At 68.0% G+C, this 19,539-nt stretch carries 17 protein-coding genes and 1 tRNA gene; 9 read left to right on the forward strand and 9 right to left on the reverse strand.

Annotated features, from left to right (window positions below; genetic code table 11):
- Nucleotides 1-18 precede the first annotated feature (18 nt).
- Both ACTF4R_RS01365 and ACTF4R_RS01370 read left to right on the forward strand, forming a co-directional pair.
- Complete coding sequence (locus ACTF4R_RS01365; protein WP_440005657.1) at nucleotides 19-1,635, forward strand: alkaline phosphatase family protein; 1,617 nt, start codon at nucleotides 19-21, stop codon at nucleotides 1,633-1,635.
- Nucleotides 1,636-2,658: a lipid II:glycine glycyltransferase FemX gene (locus ACTF4R_RS01370; protein WP_440005659.1), complete on the forward strand. Its 1,023-nt coding sequence runs from the start codon at nucleotides 1,636-1,638 to the stop codon at nucleotides 2,656-2,658. It abuts the gene before it with no gap.
- A gap of 147 nt (nucleotides 2,659-2,805) precedes the next feature.
- On the opposite strand, the gene ACTF4R_RS01375 is transcribed toward ACTF4R_RS01370, so the two are convergent.
- Entirely contained in the window at nucleotides 2,806-3,375 is a 570-nt protein-coding gene (locus ACTF4R_RS01375; RefSeq protein ID WP_440005661.1) for a metal-dependent hydrolase, read from the reverse strand.
- Between the two features lie 31 nt (nucleotides 3,376-3,406).
- Complete coding sequence (locus tag ACTF4R_RS01380) at nucleotides 3,407-4,447, reverse strand: DUF1616 domain-containing protein (protein ID WP_440005662.1); 1,041 nt, start codon at nucleotides 4,445-4,447, stop codon at nucleotides 3,407-3,409.
- 324 nt (nucleotides 4,448-4,771) lie between these two features.
- On the opposite strand from ACTF4R_RS01380, the gene ACTF4R_RS01385 reads away from it, so the two are divergent.
- Nucleotides 4,772-4,951, forward strand: a complete 180-nt coding sequence (locus ACTF4R_RS01385) for a DUF7556 family protein (RefSeq protein WP_440006660.1) — start codon at nucleotides 4,772-4,774, stop codon at nucleotides 4,949-4,951.
- Between the two features lie 195 nt (nucleotides 4,952-5,146).
- A tRNA-Gln gene (locus tag ACTF4R_RS01390) sits at nucleotides 5,147-5,230 on the forward strand.
- Nucleotides 5,231-5,370: 140 nt separating this feature from the next.
- On the opposite strand, the gene ACTF4R_RS01395 is transcribed toward ACTF4R_RS01390, so the two are convergent.
- The 4 genes from ACTF4R_RS01395 to ACTF4R_RS01410 all read right to left on the reverse strand — a co-directional run bounded on the left by ACTF4R_RS01395 (nucleotide 5,371) and on the right by ACTF4R_RS01410 (nucleotide 9,920).
- Entirely contained in the window at nucleotides 5,371-5,925 is a 555-nt protein-coding gene (locus ACTF4R_RS01395; protein WP_440006662.1) for a DoxX family protein, read from the reverse strand.
- Between the two features lie 154 nt (nucleotides 5,926-6,079).
- Nucleotides 6,080-7,036: a polysaccharide deacetylase family protein gene (locus ACTF4R_RS01400; protein ID WP_440005663.1), complete on the reverse strand. Its 957-nt coding sequence runs from the start codon at nucleotides 7,034-7,036 to the stop codon at nucleotides 6,080-6,082.
- A gap of 110 nt (nucleotides 7,037-7,146) precedes the next feature.
- Complete coding sequence (gene glmS, locus ACTF4R_RS01405; RefSeq protein ID WP_440005664.1) at nucleotides 7,147-8,967, reverse strand: glutamine--fructose-6-phosphate transaminase (isomerizing); 1,821 nt, start codon at nucleotides 8,965-8,967, stop codon at nucleotides 7,147-7,149.
- 542 nt (nucleotides 8,968-9,509) lie between these two features.
- Complete coding sequence (locus ACTF4R_RS01410; RefSeq protein WP_440005665.1) at nucleotides 9,510-9,920, reverse strand: chemotaxis protein CheW; 411 nt, start codon at nucleotides 9,918-9,920, stop codon at nucleotides 9,510-9,512.
- Between the two features lie 171 nt (nucleotides 9,921-10,091).
- Here ACTF4R_RS01410 and ACTF4R_RS01415 point away from each other — a divergent pair, with 171 nt between their 5' ends.
- The 5 genes from ACTF4R_RS01415 to ACTF4R_RS01435 all read left to right on the forward strand — a co-directional run bounded on the left by ACTF4R_RS01415 (nucleotide 10,092) and on the right by ACTF4R_RS01435 (nucleotide 15,019).
- Complete coding sequence (locus ACTF4R_RS01415; protein ID WP_433623778.1) at nucleotides 10,092-10,430, forward strand: helix-turn-helix domain-containing protein; 339 nt, start codon at nucleotides 10,092-10,094, stop codon at nucleotides 10,428-10,430.
- A gap of 2 nt (nucleotides 10,431-10,432) precedes the next feature.
- A complete protein-coding gene (locus tag ACTF4R_RS01420) occupies nucleotides 10,433-10,711 on the forward strand; it encodes a DUF7521 family protein (protein ID WP_440005667.1) in 279 nt (92 codons plus the stop codon).
- A gap of 145 nt (nucleotides 10,712-10,856) precedes the next feature.
- Complete coding sequence (locus ACTF4R_RS01425; RefSeq protein WP_440005668.1) at nucleotides 10,857-12,077, forward strand: HEAT repeat domain-containing protein; 1,221 nt, start codon at nucleotides 10,857-10,859, stop codon at nucleotides 12,075-12,077.
- A gap of 89 nt (nucleotides 12,078-12,166) precedes the next feature.
- On the forward strand, nucleotides 12,167-14,134 hold the full coding sequence (locus ACTF4R_RS01430; protein ID WP_440005670.1) for a methyl-accepting chemotaxis protein: 1,968 nt from the start codon (nucleotides 12,167-12,169) through the stop codon (nucleotides 14,132-14,134).
- An 18-nt stretch (nucleotides 14,135-14,152) separates the two neighbouring features.
- Complete coding sequence (locus ACTF4R_RS01435; RefSeq protein ID WP_440005672.1) at nucleotides 14,153-15,019, forward strand: CheF family chemotaxis protein; 867 nt, start codon at nucleotides 14,153-14,155, stop codon at nucleotides 15,017-15,019.
- Between the two features lie 23 nt (nucleotides 15,020-15,042).
- Here the strand turns inward: ACTF4R_RS01435 and ACTF4R_RS01440 are convergent, their stop codons facing one another.
- The 3 genes from ACTF4R_RS01440 to glpA all read right to left on the reverse strand — a co-directional run bounded on the left by ACTF4R_RS01440 (nucleotide 15,043) and on the right by glpA (nucleotide 19,403).
- Nucleotides 15,043-16,362 (reverse strand): anaerobic glycerol-3-phosphate dehydrogenase subunit C, encoded by a 1,320-nt coding sequence (locus ACTF4R_RS01440; protein ID WP_440005673.1) that lies wholly within the window; start codon nucleotides 16,360-16,362, stop codon nucleotides 15,043-15,045.
- Nucleotides 16,363-16,435: 73 nt separating this feature from the next.
- A complete protein-coding gene (glpB, locus tag ACTF4R_RS01445) occupies nucleotides 16,436-17,737 on the reverse strand; it encodes a glycerol-3-phosphate dehydrogenase subunit GlpB (RefSeq protein ID WP_440005675.1) in 1,302 nt (433 codons plus the stop codon).
- Nucleotides 17,727-19,403, reverse strand: coding sequence for an anaerobic glycerol-3-phosphate dehydrogenase subunit GlpA (gene glpA / locus ACTF4R_RS01450; RefSeq protein WP_440005677.1), 1,677 nt, complete (start codon nucleotides 19,401-19,403; stop codon nucleotides 17,727-17,729). The genes glpB and glpA overlap by 11 nt, the downstream gene beginning before the upstream one ends.
- Between the last annotated feature and the right edge of the window lie 136 nt (nucleotides 19,404-19,539).

Genomic DNA, 19,539 nt, shown 5'->3' on the forward strand with positions numbered 1-19,539 from the left:
GGGGTCTGAACGGACAGGATGGACAGCCAACCGTTGCAGACGCTGTTAGTCGGCATCGACGCCGGCTGTCGGTCCGTCCTCGACCCGCTCTTCGAGGACGGCGCTCTCCCGAACCTGCAGTCGATCTTCGACGACGGCACCGCCGCCCCACTGGAGTCCCAGGTCCCGCCGTGGACGCCGAGCGCGTGGCCCTCGCTGTACACCGGCGTCAATCCCGGCAAGCACGGGGTCTTCGGGTTTCTGGACTTCGACGGGTACGACTGGGACGTGGTCAACGCGACCTGCGTCCGCGAGCACGCCCTCTGGGAACTGCTGGACCGCTGCGGCCACTCGAGCGTCGTCGTCAACGTGCCCGTGACCAATCCGCCACGGGCGTTCGACGGCGCGCTCGTCCCGGGCTACACCGCGCCGGAGGACCCCACCTGCTACCCCGAGGGCGTCCTCGACGAGGTGCGCGACGCCATCGGCGACTACCGGGTGTACGCACCGCGAAACGTGGACGAAGACGAGGCGGTCGCGTGGTACCGGCGACTGGTCGGGATGCGCGGCGAGGCCTTCCGCTACCTCGTTTCCCGGTTCGAGCCGTCGTTCGGGTTCGTCCAGTTCCAGCAGACGGACACCGTGTTCCACGAGTATCCGGACGACGACGCGAAGGTTCGAGCGGTGTACGAGGCGGTCGACGAGCAGGTGGGGGCGATTCTGGACGACTGCGACCCCGACACCGTCCTCGTCGCCAGCGACCACGGCATCGGGCCGTACTCGGGGTACGAGTTCCGGGTCAACGACTTCCTGCGCGAGCAGGGGTACGTCGAGACGGCGCGGGGCGGCGACGGGATGCCCTCGTGGTCGACCATCGCCAGCGACGAACTCCAGCAGGGCGACGCCGGGAACGACCGCGGCCACGGTCTGCTGGAGCGCGGACTGGCCGTGAGCGCGAAGGTCGGCATCACCAGCCAGCGCATCGGGGCGGCGCTGGAACGCGCCGGCCTCGACGAGTTCGTCGCCGAACGCGTCCCCGAGAACCTGGTCCGGGCCGCCACCGAGCGCGTGGACTTCCCCTCGTCGAAGGCGTACGTCCGCGACCGCATCGAGTGCGGCGTCCGCATCAACCTCCGGGGGCGCGAACCGGACGGCGTCGTCTCCCCCGAGCGCTACCGATCGGTGCGGTCCGACCTCGTCGACGCGCTGGAGGGCGTTCGCACGCCCAGCGGGAACCGGGTCTTCGAGACGGTCGCGACCCGCGAGGCGTTCTTCGACGGACCGCACGTCGACAATGCCCCGGACGTGGTCACCGTCCCCACCGACTTCGACCAGTTCCTCTCCGCACAACTCCGGGGCACCCAGTTCGGCCAGCCCCGAGAGCCGTGGAACCACAAGCGCGACGGCATCGTCGCGGCGGCCGGCGCGGGCGTCGACCCCGACGCCGACCTCTCGGACGCCCACCTGTTCGACGTGGCTCCGACCGTGCTGGCCACGCTCGACGCGCCCGCGAGCGACCGGATGGACGGCGAGACGCTGCCGGTCGTCGAACCGGCGGGCGAGCAGAGTTACCCCGCGTACGACGCGGGCGAGACGGTCGCGACCGACGACGGCGACGTGGAAGCGCGGCTCGCCGACCTCGGGTACATAGAATAGATGAGCGTCACCATCGAACGGAACGGAATCAGAGTAGAGCGCGCGGACGAGGACCTCCTCGGCCGCTGGAACGACCTCGTGGAGCGGTCGCCCCAGGGCGACCTGTTCCACCGCCTGGACGCCCTCCGCGTCCAGGCCGACCACACGGGCGCCGACCTCCACCCTCTCGTGGGGTTCAAGGGACAGGAGCCGGTGGGGCTCTTCCCCGCCTTCACCATCACCAGGGGCGGCGTGGCGACCGCGTTCTCGCCGCCGCCGAACCTCTGGGTTCCCCACCTCGGTCCCGCCCTGCTGAACATGGAGAAGCTGAAGCGCCGGAAGGCCGAACGCCGCCACCGCCGGTTCGTCGACGGCTGCCTCGACTGGCTCGACCGGGAGTGCAACCCGAAGTACGTCCACGTCCGCACGGGCGGGCGATACGAGGACGTGCGCCCCTTCGAGTGGAACGAGTTCCAGGTCCAGCCCCGCCACACCTACGAGGTGGACCTGACGCGGAGCGAGGACGACCTGCTCGCGAGTTTCAGCAGCGACGCCCGGAGCAACGTCCGCACCGACGACGACCGCTACGAGATCCGCGTCGGCGGTGCCGACGCCATCCGGCGCATCGTCGGGCAGGTCGAGGCCCGCCACGAGGAACAGGGCGAGCCGTACACCCTCGATGCGGAGTTCGTCGTCGCGCTCCGCGACCGCCTCCCCGAGGGCGCGGTCCGGCCCTACGTCTGCGAGGTCGACGGCGAGTTCGCGGGCGGGATGGTCGCGCTGGCCGACGACGAACGCGTCTACCGCTGGCAGGGCGGCGCGAAGCACGACGCCGACGTCCCCGTCAACGACCTCGTCGACTGGGCCATCATGACCGACGCGATGGACGACGGCATCGCCCGGTACGACCTCGTCGGCGCGAACGAACAGCGCCTCTGCAGCTACAAGGCGAAGTTCGCGCCCGAACTCGTGCGCTACTACAGCGTCGAGCGCGGCACCCGGATGATGAACCTCCTCTCGGACGTGTACAAGCGGTTCCGCTGACGGTCCCGATTTTTTCGAGCGCAGCGTCGATTCTCTTCGACGACGATAGCTCGTCGGTCGTCGCGTATCGGAACTGCGGCGAGGTCGACGAAGGTAGCCGGGACGCCCGTCGCGACTCCGGGACCAGGCTCGGCCGGTAACGGTGTGTCAGCGCCGAGTGACGCGCGCCCGTCCCGGGAGTCCCGGCATTCCGTCGTAGAGCCAGAGGAGAAAGACTGCGCCCAGCAGCGCCAGTTCGAGCGCGACGTAGCCCGACAGCCCGGACTCCCCGAGACGCGCGAGGTAGTCGCCGAAGTACCGCGAGAACTGCGCGAGCAGTCCGGGACTCTCCGTCTCGGGCGGCGCGGGGACGACCGGCCAGAGGAGGAAGGCGACGTTCGGCGGTCGGCCGAGCAGTGCCGGGTAGACTACGTCGCCCACGAGGTGGGAGCAGTAGCCGACCGCGAACGCCACGCCGACGTCGGCGCGGTTCGCGCGGGCCGCCAGCGCGAGGGCGAACGCCGACAGCGGCGCGGCCGTCAGCAGGGAGTGCGCCAGCGAGTGCCCGCTCGGCAGCACCGACAGCGACCACGCCAGGGGCTTGTCGACGAGGTCGGGCAGTTGCGTGGCGACCACGAGGACGACGACCGCGTCGCTCCGGGGGGAGTGGCGCGCCACCAGGTGGCTGTACGCCGAGTAACAGAGATAGCCGACGGCGAGGTGTTCCCAGGGCCACATCGTCACCTCACCTCCGTCTCGAAGGTCGCGGTCACTGCTCTCCTCCGGACGCCGCGGTCACGTTGATCCAGATGTGGGCGTGCTGGTCGGCGTTGCTCTTCGACGGGTCCGCGGGCGGTTCGCCCTCGTAGAGGAGGTACGTCAGTCGCAGGTCCTCGCCCGTCATCGTCGGCTCGATGTGGTCCCGGGTCCGCCACGTCTTCCCGGCCGCGACGCTGTGCTGCGTGCGCCGGAGTTCCGTCTGTTCGACCACGCGTCCGCCCCCGCCCGCGGCCTCCTCGACGCGCTGGAGTTCGACGACGAGCGTGTACTCGACGGTGCGTCCCTCGTGGTTCTCGACGGCGACCGTGAGGTGCTCGTCCTCGCCCGCCGTGACGTTCTCGGGGTAGCCCGCCTCGACGAGGTCGCCGTCTTCCCCGCGCGTGAGCAGCGAGAGGTGCGAGAACCGCTCGCCGTCGGTCGGGACTGCGACGGCGAAGCCGATGCTCGCGGTCGCGGCCACGATCGCCAGCGCGAGCGCGACGTTCAGCGCCGCGTCGACGTCGTCCTCGTTGTCGGTGACGCTCTCGCGGAATCGCCCCGCCAGCGAGCGCAGCGGTACGTCGTACCGGTCGCCCGGGGGGATGCGCGCCCGCCGCACCGCACCGCCGACGACGCCGACGAACGTGAGACCGCTGACCGCCGCCAACACCGTCAGCGGGGTAAAGTCGACGCCGGCGAGCGAGAGCGCGACCCACAGCGGCGGGAGCAACGCGACGCTCGTCCCGAAGGCGAGCGCGAGCCGCTCGCCTGTGGTGATTCCCTGTTCCCGTCGCCCGGCGACCGTCCGCACCCAGCCGTCGACCTTCCCCGGACTGGACCCGGGAAACAGCGCGGCGAGAACGGCGTACCCCGGCGCGAAGAAGACGAGCGGCAGCCCGAGCGCGACGGCCAGCGGCGTTCCACGGACGAGCGGTTGGGAGAGCGCGAAGTTGACGACGCCGACGAAGGCGACCAGCGCGGCCAGGTCCAGGGGGAACGCCGCGAGCGCGCCGAACCGTTTCACCCCGGAGTCGGCCGCGTCGTGACTCATGGTCCCCCCCACCGACGCCTCGTCCTCGCTCGATGCAGCGTCCTCGCGCCGTGCTGGTCCGTCGTACGTCCGGGAGCCATGTCGTTCAACTCCCGTCGGCCTACCCCGGGACGGCACTTTGTTATCCTGCACGTACTCCGCGCAGCGGTGCGCTGAGGCGGTCGAGAGACGCTACACTGGCCGGACTCCGGGAACGCCGTTCGCGCAGTTCCGCCGACGCAAGTGGTGCTTACCGAGCGAAACGGAGCACATAACAAAGAGAGGTACCCGTGTATCCCCGTTGCAACCCCGGCGTGGGGTAACGCGAAACGACGGTGATCTCCCCTGAATTGGACACGCACGACCGACGACGGAGAGGTACAGGATTCCGAAGACGACGTCATGTTCGCGGTGGACACCGACGAGTGCGGTGGACGGTTCGCCGTCATCGCCGACGTGACCCGAGACGACGCCTGGATAACGATGCCCCTGTCCGAGACACAGTCTCTCTCGCAGTCCCGCTAGTTCGAGCGCTCTCCGCGTCGTCGGGGCCTCCCCGGCGAGTCGGCGCGAACGTGCTCGCTTCCCGTCTCGGTTCTGCGAACCAGGACTGGCGACACCGTCGGGGTCTCGCTGTCGCCGTCCGAAACCGTTTCCACGCTCGCTACCGAACGGTCGCGCGTGGACGTCGGAAACCCGGCGTCCGTGCTGACGGTTCATGGAAGGGTGGCTCAGTGGTAGAGCACCACCGTTTGACGGTGGGAGCCTGACAGGCTTCGCGTGGTTCGAATCCCGCCCCTTCCGCTGGCTGCGACGAACCCGAAGCGACAGCGACCGAAAACGAACGACTGGCTCGGAGCTGCGACGATTATCCCCGCGACTATCCCGGTCTGAATCGCCAGGTCGAGATTACCGGGTCCGGTTCGAGGAGTACGGGAGGAACGTCATCCCAGGAGATACCGAGTCCACGGATACCGCTCGACGAGCGGCTTCCCACCGACTTCGTACTGTTCGATGTACCGGTCGAGGCCGAGAATCCGGCCAGCACCGAAGGCAGCGACCGAGAGGAACACGAGCATGTACGCGAAGTCACCGTTGATGTAGCCGTGGGCGACGTCCCAGTTCCCGAGATAGAACAGCAGCATCATGAACGCGCCGAAGAACGCTGCGAGGCGCGTGACTGCGCCGAAGAGCAGACCGAGGCCGATGAGAACCTCTCCCCACGGCACAGCGACGTCGACGAAGTCCACGAACCACGGGGTGTTCCCCATCGCAACGAAGAGGTCGGCGACGGGGCTGCCGTTCGCCGGTGGTGCGTTCTGGAGATAGCCACTCGCGGAGAACTCGCCCGAGAGAACCTTGTCGAGACCGCTCTGGAAGAACGCCAGCCCTATCATGAGTCTCAGCGCGAGGATGAACCACACGCTCAGCGTGTGGAGTTTCCCTTCCGCCGTGAACCCTGCGACCGTGCTCCGGAGCTCTATCTCTCGAGATGCCATCATAGTGTCAACACGGACCATCGTTAAAGGTACTTCCCCGTTCGGTACGAAATCTAGGAGGTGTCTGTCGACCGGCGCGGTCGCCGCCACCGACCCGGCGGTGTCGTCGTCCGGTTCGCGCGGCGACGACCGGCGAAACGACGGTCGACCCGTCTCAGCGCGGGCCGATCGGCGTCCGTTCCGTGACCGGGTCCTCGGGTCGCAGGTCGGCCGCCACCTCGCCCATCGTCCGAACGGCGAGGTCGGTCGCCTCGCGCACGGCGTCGACGTGTTCGAGGACGGCGCGCAGTCGCCGGAAGTCCCGCTCGGCGACGAGGTCGCTCGGATGCAACCAGAGGTGGAAGACGCCCTCCTCGTCGGCGGCGCGGTCGATGCCGCGCTTGGCGGCCCTGAGCATCGGGTCGGCCCAGGTACGTTCGAGGACCGTCCGCGGCCACCCCTCGAAGCCGAAGAGGTACATCGACGCCGGGACGTTGACGAGTCCGTGGTCGTCGACCGTCGGCTCGACGAGTGGCGGCGTCGTCCCGCTCACCGTCAGGTCGACCGTCTTGGCGACGGACCGGAGCATCGCGTCGTCGTACCAGAGCGTCGGCCGGGTGCCGCGATAGCAGGTGAACCCGTACGCCGCGAGCACGTCGCGGTGCCCGACGTCGTTCCCCGGAAAGACGAACGACTGGAGCGAGAAACCGGCGTCGTCGGCGGCTTCGACGCTGGCCCGCGTCTCGGCGATCGCGACGTCGCGGGTCGTCCGCTCGTCGCCGAACTCCACGTGGGAGAACGTGTGGCCGCCGATCTCGTGGCCGGCGTCCGCGTCGGCGACGGCCTCGACCAGACCGTCGCCGAACCAGGGCGGCGCGGAGGCCGCCGACCCACCGGGGTCGTCGTCGAACCAGTCGTCGGTCGGCGTCGCGTGGTCTCCGTGCTCGCCGTCGCACTCCCGGAGGAACAGGTGGCCGACGATGGCCCACGTCGCGGGTACGTCGAACTCGTCCAGCAGGTCCAGCAGTCGTTCCCACGTCTCGGAAGCGACCGCACGGCGTTCGGGGACCTCCGACGAGTCGTGGAATCCCCACGCGAGTTCCGCATCTACGGAGAGAACGACAGCAGTCATTACTCGAGTGAGTGCGACCGGTCTGCGATTAAACCGCACAGACCGTTCACGCCGGTTCGGCCACGTAAGCCAAAGTTGTCCCCGGTCACTCCCCGGTTACGGGTCACCGTTCACTCCACGGTGACGCTCTTGGCGAGGTTGCGGGGTTTGTCGATGGATCTTCCGAGCAGGTCCGCCGCGTGGTACGACAGGAGCTGGAGCTGGACGTTGGCGAGCACGCCGGCCACGTCGGGATGGGTCTCCGGGACGGTCAGCACGGACTCGGCGTGGTCGAACGCCGCTTCGTCGTCGTCCGTCGCCACCGCGACGACGGGCGCGCCCCGGGCCTCGACTTCCTTCACGTTGCCCAGCGTCTTCTCGTGGTCTCGACCGTTGAAGACGGCGAACACGGGCGTCTCCGGCGTCACCAGCGCCAGCGGGCCGTGTTTCAGTTCGCCGGCCGCGAACCCCTCGGCGTGCTCGTAGGATATCTCCTTGAACTTGAGCGCGCCCTCCAGCGCGACGGGGAACCCGGTGTCTCGGCCGATGAAGAAGTAGGCGTCGCTGTCGCGGTACCGCTTCGCGACGCGGCGCGCCTTCGTGTAGTCGAGCACCTGCTGGACCTGGCCCGGCAGGTCCGAGAGCGCGGCGAACAGTTCCTCGACGTCGTCGCTTCGGCTCCCCGTCACGTCCCGCACCAGGCGCTCGCCGAGGAGAGTGAGTGACACGACTTGGGAGGAGAACGTCTTCGTCGCGGCCACGCCGATTTCCGGTCCGGCGCGGATAAAGAGCGCGTCGTCGCACTCGCGAGCCGCGGTCGACCCGACGACGTTCGTCACCGCGACGGTGCGCGCCCCGGCGGCCCTGGCTCGGCGGAGGGCCGCCAGCGTGTCGGCCGTCTCGCCGCTCTGGGTGACGCCGACGACCAGCGTCTCCCCGTCGACCGGCGGCGGCGACGTGGCGTACTCGCTGGCGAGGAAGGCCCGTGCAGGGACGTCGCGAGCCCCGAGGAGTCGAGCGCCGACGATACCGGCGTGGTAGGAGGTGCCGCAGGCGACGAACTGGACCCGGGAGACGTCCTCGAACGTGCCCGGCGGGAAATCCTCCAGCGCGACTTCCCCGGTCTGTGCGTCGATGCGCCCGCGGAGCGTCTGCCGGAGGGCCGTCGGCTGTTCGTGTATCTCCTTGAGCATGTAGTGGTCGTACCCCCCTTTGCCGGCGTCCTCGGGGTCCCAGTCGACCGTCTGGACCGTGCGCTCGACCGCGTTCCCGTCCAGGTCGGTGATGACGTGGCCGTCCGGTCGCGCGATGACCACGTCGCCGTCGTCGAGGTAGATGACGTCGTCGGTGAAATCGAGAAACGCCGGCACGTCGGACGCGAGGAAGTACTCACCGTCGTCGACGCCGACGACGAGCGGCGACCCGCTCCGGGTGGCGTACACCGCGTCGCTCTCCTCGACCAGCATGGCGACCGCGTAGCTCCCCGACAGCCGGCGGACCGTCCGCCGGAACGCCGTCTCGGGCGAGACGCCCTCGGCCAGATGTTCCTCGACCAGGTGCGGGATGACCTCCGTGTCGGTGTCGCTGTCGAAGACGTGGCCCCGCGCCCGGAGCTCCTCGCGGAGCGCCCCGTGGTTCTCGATGATGCCGTTGTGGACGACGGCGACGCGGTCGCCGCAACCGGTGTGCGGGTGGGCGTTCGCGTCGGTCGGCGGGCCGTGGGTGCTCCAGCGCGTGTGACCGATGCCGAGGCCACCGGAGGGCGTCTCGTCGGCCAGCACGTCCTTCAGCCGGGAGATCTCCCCTTCGCGCTTGAAGACCGCGGGGTCACCGCCGTTCTTCACCGCCAGTCCGGCCGAATCGTACCCCCTGTACTCCAGGTTCTCGAGACCGACCAGCAGTTCGTCGACCGCGTCGTCGGAGTCGCCGACGCAGGCGATGATGCCACACATCAGGCGACCACCCCCTGCGAAGCGGAGTCGTTCGAGCGCTCGGACGGCTCGCGGTTCGAGCGTCCAGACGTCCGGTCGACGGTGCTTCGGGCCGTTGCTGTCGTTCTGATGACTATCACTGCGTTCGAATGTGGAAAGATACGTTCAAACATACACACTCACCCCCCTGAGACTCCCTTCGATGGCACGCTCGACGACGGCGCTCTCGGACCGCCGTTCGCGACGGCGGTGTAGTCGTGCTGGACCGCTCATGGATACTCGACCGGTCCTGATTCGTACTGGTCCAGTGCGACCCGACTGAATAACGTTCGCCTAGCGTTCGGGAATCTCATAGGTAACTCGCCTCCGCTGTGTCCAGAGCACCTCAACAGGCCACTGTCGAGGGCCGAACGGTATCTATGAAACCCCGGTAACCACCTTTGTTATACGCTTGCTGAACTGTCCGCAGGGCCGGCCTATGAGCCATAGCTCCGCCGTACCCCGGCGACGGCGTCGGCCGAACGCCCGGCCAGTCCTCGCGGTCGAACGGAAAGAAGACGGCCTCAGGCGTGGATAGCGGACGGCTTGAGCCAGACGACGAAGTCGTCGCCCCGACGGACGACGCCGTCGACCGACTCGCTCTCGACGGACTCGTCCAGTTCCTCCTCGTCGACGCTCACGACCTGGCTCACCTCGTCGATGAGCCACCCAGTGCTGCCCTCCCCCTCCGTGTCGAAGACGACGACGCGGTCGCCCGTCTCGGAGTCGTCGAGTTCGAGCACGGTCTTCGGGTTGACGATGGTCGTGGTCGTCCCCCGGAGGTCCATCACGCCCTCGACGTGCGGTTTCGAGTTCGGTAACTGGGTCAGTTTCTCACGATCGACGATCTCGTCGACGTGCGCGATGTCGACGCAGTACCGTTTGTCCTCCAGACGGAAGACGAGCACCTGGACGTCTGCAACGCTTTTTGACATACCACCTCTTCCCCACGGTGCCTACTTTACTGTTCCGCCGTCCGGTAGTTCACCGGCTGCAACTCGCTCACCCGACCACATCTCTGTCCTCTTTTTGAACTCTTTCGATGTTGGTTCCGTCGAGTTAGTGGCGGTATCTTTTTATGGGGCGGTTATCAAACCCGATAACCGATGGGGTCCGTGGAACTGCTCCGGGTGCTCGGCAACAAGTACAACGCCGAAATCCTCAGCGCCACCAACGAGCCGAAGTCCGCCCAGGAGCTCAGCGACGAACTCGACATCCCGATCGCGACCAGCTACCGCCGCATCGAGGAACTCACGGAGGCCGACCTGCTCGAACTCTCGGGTCGGGAGTTCTCCGACGAAGGGCGACGAACGAAGGTGTACCGGCGCGACATCGACAGCCTCCAGGTGACGTTCGAGACCGACGACATAGACGTCACCATCGAGGACCGCCCCGAGGCGGAGAACTCGCTGGTCGACGTCTGGCGCGACCTCAAAAACGAGTGACGATGCAAACCATAGAACTACTCTACGTCGGTTTCAGCCTCACCCTCACCGTCGCGGGGCTCTCGATGGTCGGCTTCGCCGTCCGCGCCTACCAGCGGACGTCGCGTCGTGCGCTCTTGCATCTCTCCATCGGATTCACGCTCATCGTCGCAGCCGCCACCGCGACCACGGTGAGCGCGTTCCTCACGGGTTTCGAACGGACCCCCGTTCTCCTCTCGGTGAACTACCTGCTCACGACCGCCGGGTTCTTATCAGTTATATTTGGAATACTGTCGGACTGATATTCTACTGCTTCCAGCGTGAAGAAAACGGCCGCCCTGGGGCTGGAAACGTCTGTTCTAACGACCTGAGGACTCCTCCCTTCGAGCGCGGAGCGCATCGTCACACGAAAGTTATATTTTTGGCGCACGACACCAATCGCAAGCCGTGACCTCGCTGTTCACCCTGGAGAAGGAAAACGACGTCGACGAACTCACCTCGGTGCTCGAAGCGAGCGACAACGAGGGCGTCCGGCGTCGTGCCGCCGAGATACTCGGCGACGTCGACGCGCCGGACGAGGAGGTCGTCGACTCGCTGACCGTCGCCGCCCGCGAGGACGACGACGCCAGGGTGCGGGCAGCGGCCATCGACGCGCTGGACCAGCGCGAGGCGGTCGAACAGCTCATCGCCGCCATCGTCGGCGAGGAGGTCGACGGCGGCCAGGCGGAGTGGGCGCGAGCCGAGGAGCTGACGAACGCGCTCACGTCGAAGCAGCCGGAGCTGCGGATGGCCGCGGCGAACGTGCTCGGCCGCATCGGCAGTCGCTCGGCGACCGACGACCTCGTGAACCAACTCTCCGACCCCGACCATCGCGTCCGGGCCCGAGTGGCGAGAGCCCTCGGGCGACTGGAGGACAGGCGCGCCGTCTCGGCGCTCGCAGAACTGCGGAACGACGAGCAGGCCGAGGTGCGACGGGAGACCGCGGAGGCGCTCGGTCGGACGAAAGGCGACGAGGCGCTGGCGGCGCTGCTGGCGATGCTCGACGACTCTAGCGAGGCGGTGCGACGCATCGCCGCCGGCTCGCTGGGCGAGTTCGGAAGTCCGAGGGCGCTGGACGCGCTCGTGGGCCTCCTCGGAGACGACTCCGACACGGTCCGGCGAGCGGCGGTGTTCTCGCTCGTCGAACTGCTGTCGAACGTGCCCGCGGAACGGAGTCACGAACTGCGCCAGACGATGGTCGAGCGGTTGAGCGCGACCGACCACCGCGTCGTGGTCTCGTCGCTGGTCGAAATCCTGGAGGAGGGGTCGCAGGCCCACCAGCGGCGGAACGCCACCTGGCTGCTCGGGCGAGTCACCGGCAGCCAGAACCGCTGGGCGGCCATCGAGGCGCTGGTCGACGTGCTGGACGACGACGACGAGATGGCGGCCCAGTTCGCGGTGACCAGTCTGGCGACTATCGGCGGCGAGTCGGTCGAGACGGCGCTGCTCGAACTGCTCTCGAACAGGGAGGCAAGCACCGACGCGAAGGCGATGGCGGCGTTCGGCCTCGGCAAGGTCGGCGGCGAACGCGCCCGCAAGCGACTGGACGAACTGGTTGACCAGACCGACGACGAGGAGGTCCGCAAGCGAGCGTTCGCCGCCCTGTCGAAACTCGGCGGACGAGGGTAAGGTACCTTACCATTCGAATCGGAGGAGCGTTATCTCGTCTGAGATTTTACTAAAGTTTTATGTCCGGATGGTGTCTTGCTTCGCCAGAGATGGTCACGGACACGCTCGTTCGACTTTTGCAGGCTATCGGTGACGGCAGCGAGACGTCGGGAGAGTCTCAGAAACGAATCACGTTCGACGGCGGCACCGACACCGACGGCGTTTCGGTGTCGAAATTGACAGGCGTGTCGCCGGATTCGATCGACGACATCTACGGTGGCACCGACGCCGACGAGGAACTGCGGCGGGCGCAGGCCGACCACCTGGACGAACTGTTCACGAATCCGGACGCGGCCATCGGGAACGCCGCGACGCTGGGACGCAGACACGCGGACGCCGAGCTGTCGGGTGCGGTGTACGCCGCCACGTACGGCGCGGCGTTCGAGGAGATGACCGAGAAGATATTCGACCGCCTCGCCCACCGTCTCGGCGACGACAACGAGGCGGTGTCGAGCGAACTGCAGCGCGCTCAGTCGGAGCTCGTCGACGGTATCTGGGCGGGCGTCTCCGGGATGCAGGCCGGACTAGAGGCCCACGAGAGCAGCCGGACAGCCGGAGCCGACGAGGAGTTCGACGTCGACGACGACGACCTCCTCGACGGGCTCGGGGTCCCCGTGTTCATGATCTGTTCGGACGCCGAGGTTCGAGCGTGGAACAGCGCCATCGAGAACCTCACCGGCGTGACCGCCGAGGAGGCGAGCGAGTTCGACGACGTCTCCGAGGCGTTCTACTCGGACGGCCGTCGGACGAAGACGCTCGCGGAGAAAGTCGTCGAAGCACCGGAGAACGCCGACGAGGTCTTCGACGTCGAGCGGGCGGACGCCGAGCGCACCCTCTACCGGGACGAGGGGACGATGGTCGCCCCCGGCGGCGAAGAACGGAAGATAACGTTCGCCGCGAAACCGATCTACGAGGACGGCGAGCTGAAAGCGGTCGTCGAGACGGTGCGCGACCGGACGGAGGACGTCCGTCGTCACGAGAGCGTGACCGCGCTGGTCGAGGAGGTCGGGAGCACCCTGACGGCCATGCGGCAGGGCGACCTCTCTGCGCGCGCGGACTTCACCGACGAACACGGCGTGCTCGACGAACAGCTCGTCGGCGTCGCCGACCAGGTCGACGACATGGCCGAGCGCTTCGAGACGCTGGCGATGCGCGTCGACGACCAGGCCTCGGAGCTGGCGGATTCGGTCGAGGAGGCGTCGACGTCCGCCCACCAGATAGAGGACCGGGTGGACGAGCAGACGGAACTGCTGTCGATGGTCGCGACCGAGATGGAGAACTTCAGCGCGAGCATGCAGGAGGTCGCCGCGAGTTCGGACCAGGTCGCGTCCGCGGCGGAGCAGGCGAAAGCGGCCGCCGACAGCGGTCTCGACTCCAGCGAGGGGGCACGGGAGGCGACCGAGGAGGTCATCGAGATGAGCGACGACCTGGTGGAGACGGTGACGGAACTCGAGTCCCAGATGACCGAGATAGAGGGGGTCGTCGAAGTGATCGCCGAGGTGGCCGACCAGACGAACCTGCTCGCGCTGAACGCGAACATCGAGGCCGCCCGCGCGGGCGAGGCCGGCAGCGGGTTCGAAGTCGTCGCCGACGAGGTGAAAGAACTCGCCAACGAGACGCGCGAGCACACCGAGGAGATCGCCGAGCGCATCGAGGAGATACAGTCGCAGGCCAACGAGACCGTCGTCGCGGTCGAGGAGTCGAACGAACAGGTCCAGTACGCGGGCAGCGAGATCGAAGACGCGCTCATCGCACTGGAGGAGATCGCAGACGCGGTCGACGAGGCGGCGACCGGCGTGACGGAGGTCGCGGAGGCGAACGACGAGCAGGCCCAGAACGTCGAACAGGTGATGGCGACCGTCGAAGACGTTCGCGACACGACCGGCGAGGTCCAGGAGGCGACGGAGGACATCGTCGACGCGAGCAGGGAACAGACGACGGCGATCAACGAACTCGCCGAAAGAGTCGACGACCTGACCGCCGGATCGGCCGGTGAGCAGCAGGTCCTGGACGACTGACCTCGTTGGTTCTCACGTATGAGCGAAGGTGAACACAAGATAGCGGACACGCGGGGGAAGTTCCTTCAGGCGATGAAGGACGGTCACAAGATGACCGACGCCGACTGGACCAGTGGCCGCATCCTCCTGTCGAACAAGCGCCTCGTCCTCGCGGGCAACGAGGGCAAGCGAACCATCCAGCTCTCGGACATCGGGAGCATGAGCGGCCGGTACGACGTGAACCAGACGGTCGCCAGCGTGTCGGACTACCTGAGCATCGAGGTCGGCGACGACGTCCTGCTGGTCTCCTCGAACATGGACATCGACGAGTTCGAGGCGAAGCTCTACGGCGCGATGCTGAACCAGACGATGATCCTCACGAAACACCCCGCTGTCGAGGGGGGCGTCGTGCAGGACACCGACTGGGAGCGCGCCCGGGTGAAGATAGAGGTCGGCGAGGTCGGCATCGCCGTCGCCAGCGGCACCTTCATCCAGATCGAACTCGACGACGTCGGTCAGGTCGACACCGCGAAGCGGACGGTCGAGGGCGAGAGCCGGACCGTCCTCGAAGTCGAGCACACGGAGGGGGACACGAGCATCCAGACGTACATCTCGGGGAAGGCCCAGCGGTGTTCGCTGCTCGGTTCGCTGTTCCGGAAGGGCGAACAGCAGAGCAGGGCCGGCGTCGAACTCGACGAGATGGAGAAGGAGGTGCTGATGGCGCTGTACACCGGCGTCTCCTCGTTCGAGATTCCGGACTTCCTGGGAATGGACGTCGACCGCGTCGAGGAGATATTCGAGCGTCTCATCGAACTCGACGTCCTCGAAGAGGTCCGGAAGCGGCGCGAGGTCAGCCTGAAGACCCGCGGCCGGAACATCGCCAGCGAGTCCATCAGCGAGAAGTGACGACTCGCGGCTCTCCCGCGTCCTCACTCCGCGACGAGCGCGGCGTCCAGCACTTCCATGGGATGGCGAATCTCGTAGCCCGTCCCGTGTTCCATCTGCATCGCGCAGGTCGGGCACTCGGTCATGCCGGTCTCGCCGTCGACGCTCTCCATGTGGTCGAACATCTCCTCGCCGATGGCCATCGAGACGTCGTACTTCTCGGCCTTCCAGCCGTAGGTGCCGCTGATTCCCGAACAGGAGTCGCCGACGTCCTCGGGGTTCGCACCGTCGACGTCCGCGAGGAGTTCGACTGCCTGTCCGGCGATGCCCTGGTTGCGGGCGTGGCAGGGGGCGTGGTACGCCAGGTCGCCGAACTCCTCGTCCGGGACGTTCGACTCGGCGAGTTCGCCGGAGAGGTCCTCGTTCACCCGGAGATACTCGAGCGCCTCGTAGGTGTTCGCCGCGACCTTCGCCGTGCCGTCGAACGAGTACAGTTCGGGGTACTCCTGTCGGAGCGCCATCGAACAGGAGGTACAGGAACAGACGACGTCGTAGCCGCGCTCGACCAGCGCGGCCAGCGTCTCGACGTTGAACTTCGCGGCGCGGCGGGCGTCGTCTCCCATCCCGTTGGCGAACATCGGCGTGCCCGAGCAGCGCTGTTCCGGCACGGCGACCTCGTAGCCGAACGACTCGAACACGCGGACGAGCGCCTTCGCCACCTCCGGCGTGTTGTAGTTCGAGTAGTCGCCGTGGAAGTAGGCGACGCGCTTCTCGTCGTTCTCGACCGCTTCGCCACGCTCCTCCCGGGCCGCTCTCGCTCGGCGTTTCGAGGCCTCGCTGCCGCCTCGCTCGTCGAACCAGTCGCGGAACGTCTGCTCGGCGAAGGCGGGGAACTCCCGCTCGCTGGTGATACCGAGCAGCTTCTCGTTCACCCACTTCGTCACGGGATTACTCATGATCGCGTTCGTCAGGCGCGGGAACTTCGAGCCGAGCGGCGCGAGTCGCCCGTAGTTCGCCAGGATGCGGTTGCGGACGTACTCCCGCGAGAACTTGTCCATCTGCTCGTCGACGTACTCCTCGCGGGCCGAGTTGTGCATCTGGGAGAGCGGAACGTCCGAGGGGCAGGCGTCGTCACAGCGCATGCAGTTCGAACACGACATCACCGAAGAGTCGATGTCGTGGTCCTCCTTCCGCTTGAGCCGCCACTGTTCGGGCCCCTGGAACTTCGGCCCCGGGAAGTCGTCGTCGACCTCCGCGACGGGGCACTCCGTGTCGCAGGTCGAACACTTGTAACAGTCGTCGGACCCCGGTCTGAGGTCCATCGATTCGCCGGTGAACACGTCGGTGAGTTCGTCCTCTGTCATCGTTTCTCGCTCGTCTTCGTTTCGTCGGTCGGTTCGTCGGCGGCGCGTTCGTCGGTCGTCCGTCGCTCCACGCTCATCTCGCCGCCTCGCTCGCTCGCCGCCCCGCGACGACGCCGGTCGACAGCGAGACGCCGCTGCCGGACTTCTCGGCGGCGAAGTCGTACCCGCCGAGGACCGCGCCGGCGGCCCGGAGGTTGTCGAACGTCGGGTCGCCGTCCGCGTCCGCGGGCCGCAGGTCGTCGTCCGTCTCGACGCCGAACCGCGCGAACGGGTGGTCGCCGAAGGCGTCCTCGTCGAACCAGTCGTAGCGGTCGTCGGGCGCGGCGACGCGGCAGTCGAAAATCGGTTCGCGCACGCCGCTCCGGTCGGAGTCGATGCCTTTCCCCACCAGGCCGCCGGTCGCGAGCACGAACTGGTCGGCGTAGTGGGGAATGCGTGCCCCGTTGCGCTCGACGACGACCGCGTCGACGCGGTCGCGAGACTCTCCGGAGCGTTCGTGGTCCACGACGGGGTTCCCGGAGGTCAGCGCCACATTGGCCTCCCGCAGTGCGGCCTCGAAACGGGACTGGAGGCGCATCCCCGGCAGGCTCGGCGGGGCCATGGGCACCTCGAAGACGTCCGCGCCGAGCAGGGACCGCAGGTCGGCCCGCACCTCGTCGGGGTGGTCCAGGCCGAGCATCGCCGGGAAGCCGACGCGCTCGGCGTCGCCGAGATGGGGTTTCACTCGCTCGGCGAGCGCTTCCCGGGCGGGAACGGTCGTCGAGACGCCGGCGGGGCCGCCCGCCCGTTCGACGCGCTCGTTCTCGTCGAGCGCGCGGGCGAGTCTGGTGACGGCGGCGTCGGCGCGGAACCCGCCGGGGAACCGCGTGGTCGCGCCCCGGACCGCGAACGGAACCCCGGCGGCTTCGAGGTGGTCGGCGGCGAGCGCGGCGTCGAAGTCGACGACCGTCTCGAACCCCACGAGCACCGCGTCGCGGCGGTCGCTCGCGAGTCCCGCGCCGACGCTGTCGGGGTAGCGGGCGGTCGGCTTGACCGTCCCCCCGAACGTCGGCACGAGGGCGTTCCTGTCGGTGTGGTCGCCCGCGTAGCCGGCGACGTCGTCGAACAGGGCGAGTCCCTCGCGCACTCCCTCGACGCCGACCCGGCGGTAGGGGTGTTCGTCCGGGAGGTCGGGAATCGCGTCGAAGGGGTCGACGACGGGACCCTCGCCGCCCGGCGGGTAGCCGAGCACGTCGACCAGCCCGGAGGCCTGCCGGAGCGTGCTCTCCTTGTGACTGATGACCCGGACCTGCGCTCCGTCCCGGGCGGCGGCGAGCGCGGCGGTCAGCCCCGCGAGACCGCCGCCGACGACGACCACGTCGTCCTCAATCGCCATCCTTCCCTCCGGCGTCGAAGGCGGCGAAGTCGACGTCGCCCCCGTCCGCGGGGTCGCGGTCCCGGTTCATCGTCGTCGCGTGCAGCGCGTAGTTCAGGGCCGCCTGCGAGAGCTGTTCGCCCCAGAGCGCGTGGCGTTCGCCCTTCCAGCGCTCCTCGAAGAGGTCGTCGAGCGCGTCGCGGGCGGCGGGTTCGTCGTGCTCCGGGTGGAGTTCGGCGGCCATCCGGTGCGAGCAGAACCCGCCCTGGCAGTTGCCCATCGACGCCCGGGTGCGGATGCGCGTCGCGTTGAGGTCGGTGCCCGCGTCGTCGATGGCGTCCCGGAGTTCGGCGCGCGTGACCGCCTCGCAGTCACAGAGCACGGGGTTCGGGCCGTCGGTGTCGAGCACGTCGTCGGCCTTGCTGCCGAGGCGCTGGACGCTCCGGCGGCCGACCGGCGAGCGCAGGCCGAACTCGTCCATGTAGTCCCGGAGGACGTCGAAGTCCTCGCTGCCCGGCAGCGGCTCGTCGGCGGTCCGGCAGCGCGCCCGGACGCCCAGTTCGTCGCAGACGTGGTCGGTGACCGTCTCCGCCATCATCCGGTAGGTCGTGAACTTCCCGCCGACGATGCTCGCGAAGTTGTCGAGGCCGTCGCGGTCGGCGTGGTCGAGCAGGAAGAAGTCGCGGGTGATGTCGGTCGAGTCGGTCGTTCCCCGGCCCGGCGGTTCGTACAGCGGGCGGACGCCCCAGAACGAGCGCACGGTCCGCGAATCGCGGAGGACGGGCACCAGTTTCGCGAGTTCGTCTATCAGCAGGTCGACCTCCCACTCCTCTTCCGGGTACTCCGCGGGGTCCTCGACCTCCTCGTCGGTCGTGCCGAGGATGGCAGTGGTCTCGTGGGGGACGACGATGTCGGCGTCGCCTTTCGGTTTGCAGCGGTTGACCACGGTGTCGACCTGCCGGCAGTTCATCACGACCATCGCGCCCTTCGAGGGTCGGACCGCGACGTCGACGCCGGCCATGTCGGCGAGCTGACCGGCCCACGCGCCGGTCGCGTTGACGACGTACTCGGCGGTGATGCGTTCGGTGGTGCCGGGGGTGGCGTGGTCGCGCTTGCCCGGGCCGCTCGCGTGGCGCACCTCGACGCCGACCACCGTCTCGTCGTCGACGAGCACGTCGGTCACCTCGGCGTGCGTCTCGACGCGCCCGCCGTGGCGCTCGGCGTCGGCAGCGTTGGCGACGCAGAGCCGGAAGGGGTCGACGGCACCGTCCGGCACCGCGATGGCGCGTTCGACCTCCTCGGTCAGGTAGGGTTCGCGCTCGCGGGCCTCCCGGCCGGAGATGACCTCGGCGGGAATGCCGCAGTCCCGGCAGGCCGAGAGCTTTCGCTCGAAGTACTCGTCCGAATCCTCGGGCATCTGGACGAACAGCCCGCCCGTCATCTCGACGCAGTGGGCCGCGATGTCCCGGAGCACCTGATTCTCCTCGATGCACTCCCGTGCGCTCGCCGGGTCGGCGACGGCGTAGCGACCACCGCTGTGCAGCAGACCGTGCATCCGGCCGGTCGTGCCGTGGGTGAGATTCCCCTGCTCGACGAGCGTCACGTCGACTCCTCGCAGCGCGAGGTCACGGGCGATACCGCAACCCGTCGAACCACCCCCGACGACGAGGACCTCGGTGTCGGTCATTCGATGGACGATTGGACGGGGTTCACTTGAGGTTATCGCCAGATGCTGTCTCTCGGTTCGGATATTGAATGAAACAGGTAATAAATCAGCATGTTCCTGCACCTTTTATGAAGTTAACTATTTTATACTCTGGTTC

The organism is Halomicrococcus pelagicus (genome assembly GCF_051917725.1).
Lineage (GTDB): Archaea > Halobacteriota > Halobacteria > Halobacteriales > Haladaptataceae > Halomicrococcus.

Excerpts from the sequence above, each read along its gene's own strand:
- ACTF4R_RS01365 (WP_440005657.1), top strand. The coding sequence starts at position 19 with ATGGACAGCCAACCGTTGCAGACGCTGTTAGTCGGCATCGACGCCGGC.
- ACTF4R_RS01370 (WP_440005659.1), top strand. The coding sequence starts at position 1,636 with ATGAGCGTCACCATCGAACGGAACGGAATCAGAGTAGAGCGCGCGGAC.
- ACTF4R_RS01375 (WP_440005661.1), bottom strand. The coding sequence starts at position 3,375 with ATGTGGCCCTGGGAACACCTCGCCGTCGGCTATCTCTGTTACTCGGCG.
- ACTF4R_RS01380 (WP_440005662.1), bottom strand. The coding sequence starts at position 4,447 with ATGAGTCACGACGCGGCCGACTCCGGGGTGAAACGGTTCGGCGCGCTC.
- ACTF4R_RS01395 (WP_440006662.1), bottom strand. The coding sequence starts at position 5,925 with ATGGCATCTCGAGAGATAGAGCTCCGGAGCACGGTCGCAGGGTTCACG.
- ACTF4R_RS01400 (WP_440005663.1), bottom strand. The coding sequence starts at position 7,036 with ATGACTGCTGTCGTTCTCTCCGTAGATGCGGAACTCGCGTGGGGATTC.
- glmS (WP_440005664.1), bottom strand. The coding sequence starts at position 8,967 with ATGTGTGGCATCATCGCCTGCGTCGGCGACTCCGACGACGCGGTCGAC.
- ACTF4R_RS01410 (WP_440005665.1), bottom strand. The coding sequence starts at position 9,920 with ATGTCAAAAAGCGTTGCAGACGTCCAGGTGCTCGTCTTCCGTCTGGAG.
- ACTF4R_RS01415 (WP_433623778.1), top strand. The coding sequence starts at position 10,092 with ATGGGGTCCGTGGAACTGCTCCGGGTGCTCGGCAACAAGTACAACGCC.
- ACTF4R_RS01420 (WP_440005667.1), top strand. The coding sequence starts at position 10,433 with ATGCAAACCATAGAACTACTCTACGTCGGTTTCAGCCTCACCCTCACC.
- ACTF4R_RS01430 (WP_440005670.1), top strand. The coding sequence starts at position 12,167 with ATGGTCACGGACACGCTCGTTCGACTTTTGCAGGCTATCGGTGACGGC.
- ACTF4R_RS01435 (WP_440005672.1), top strand. The coding sequence starts at position 14,153 with ATGAGCGAAGGTGAACACAAGATAGCGGACACGCGGGGGAAGTTCCTT.
- ACTF4R_RS01440 (WP_440005673.1), bottom strand. The coding sequence starts at position 16,362 with ATGACAGAGGACGAACTCACCGACGTGTTCACCGGCGAATCGATGGAC.
- glpB (WP_440005675.1), bottom strand. The coding sequence starts at position 17,737 with ATGGCGATTGAGGACGACGTGGTCGTCGTCGGCGGCGGTCTCGCGGGG.
- glpA (WP_440005677.1), bottom strand. The coding sequence starts at position 19,403 with ATGACCGACACCGAGGTCCTCGTCGTCGGGGGTGGTTCGACGGGTTGC.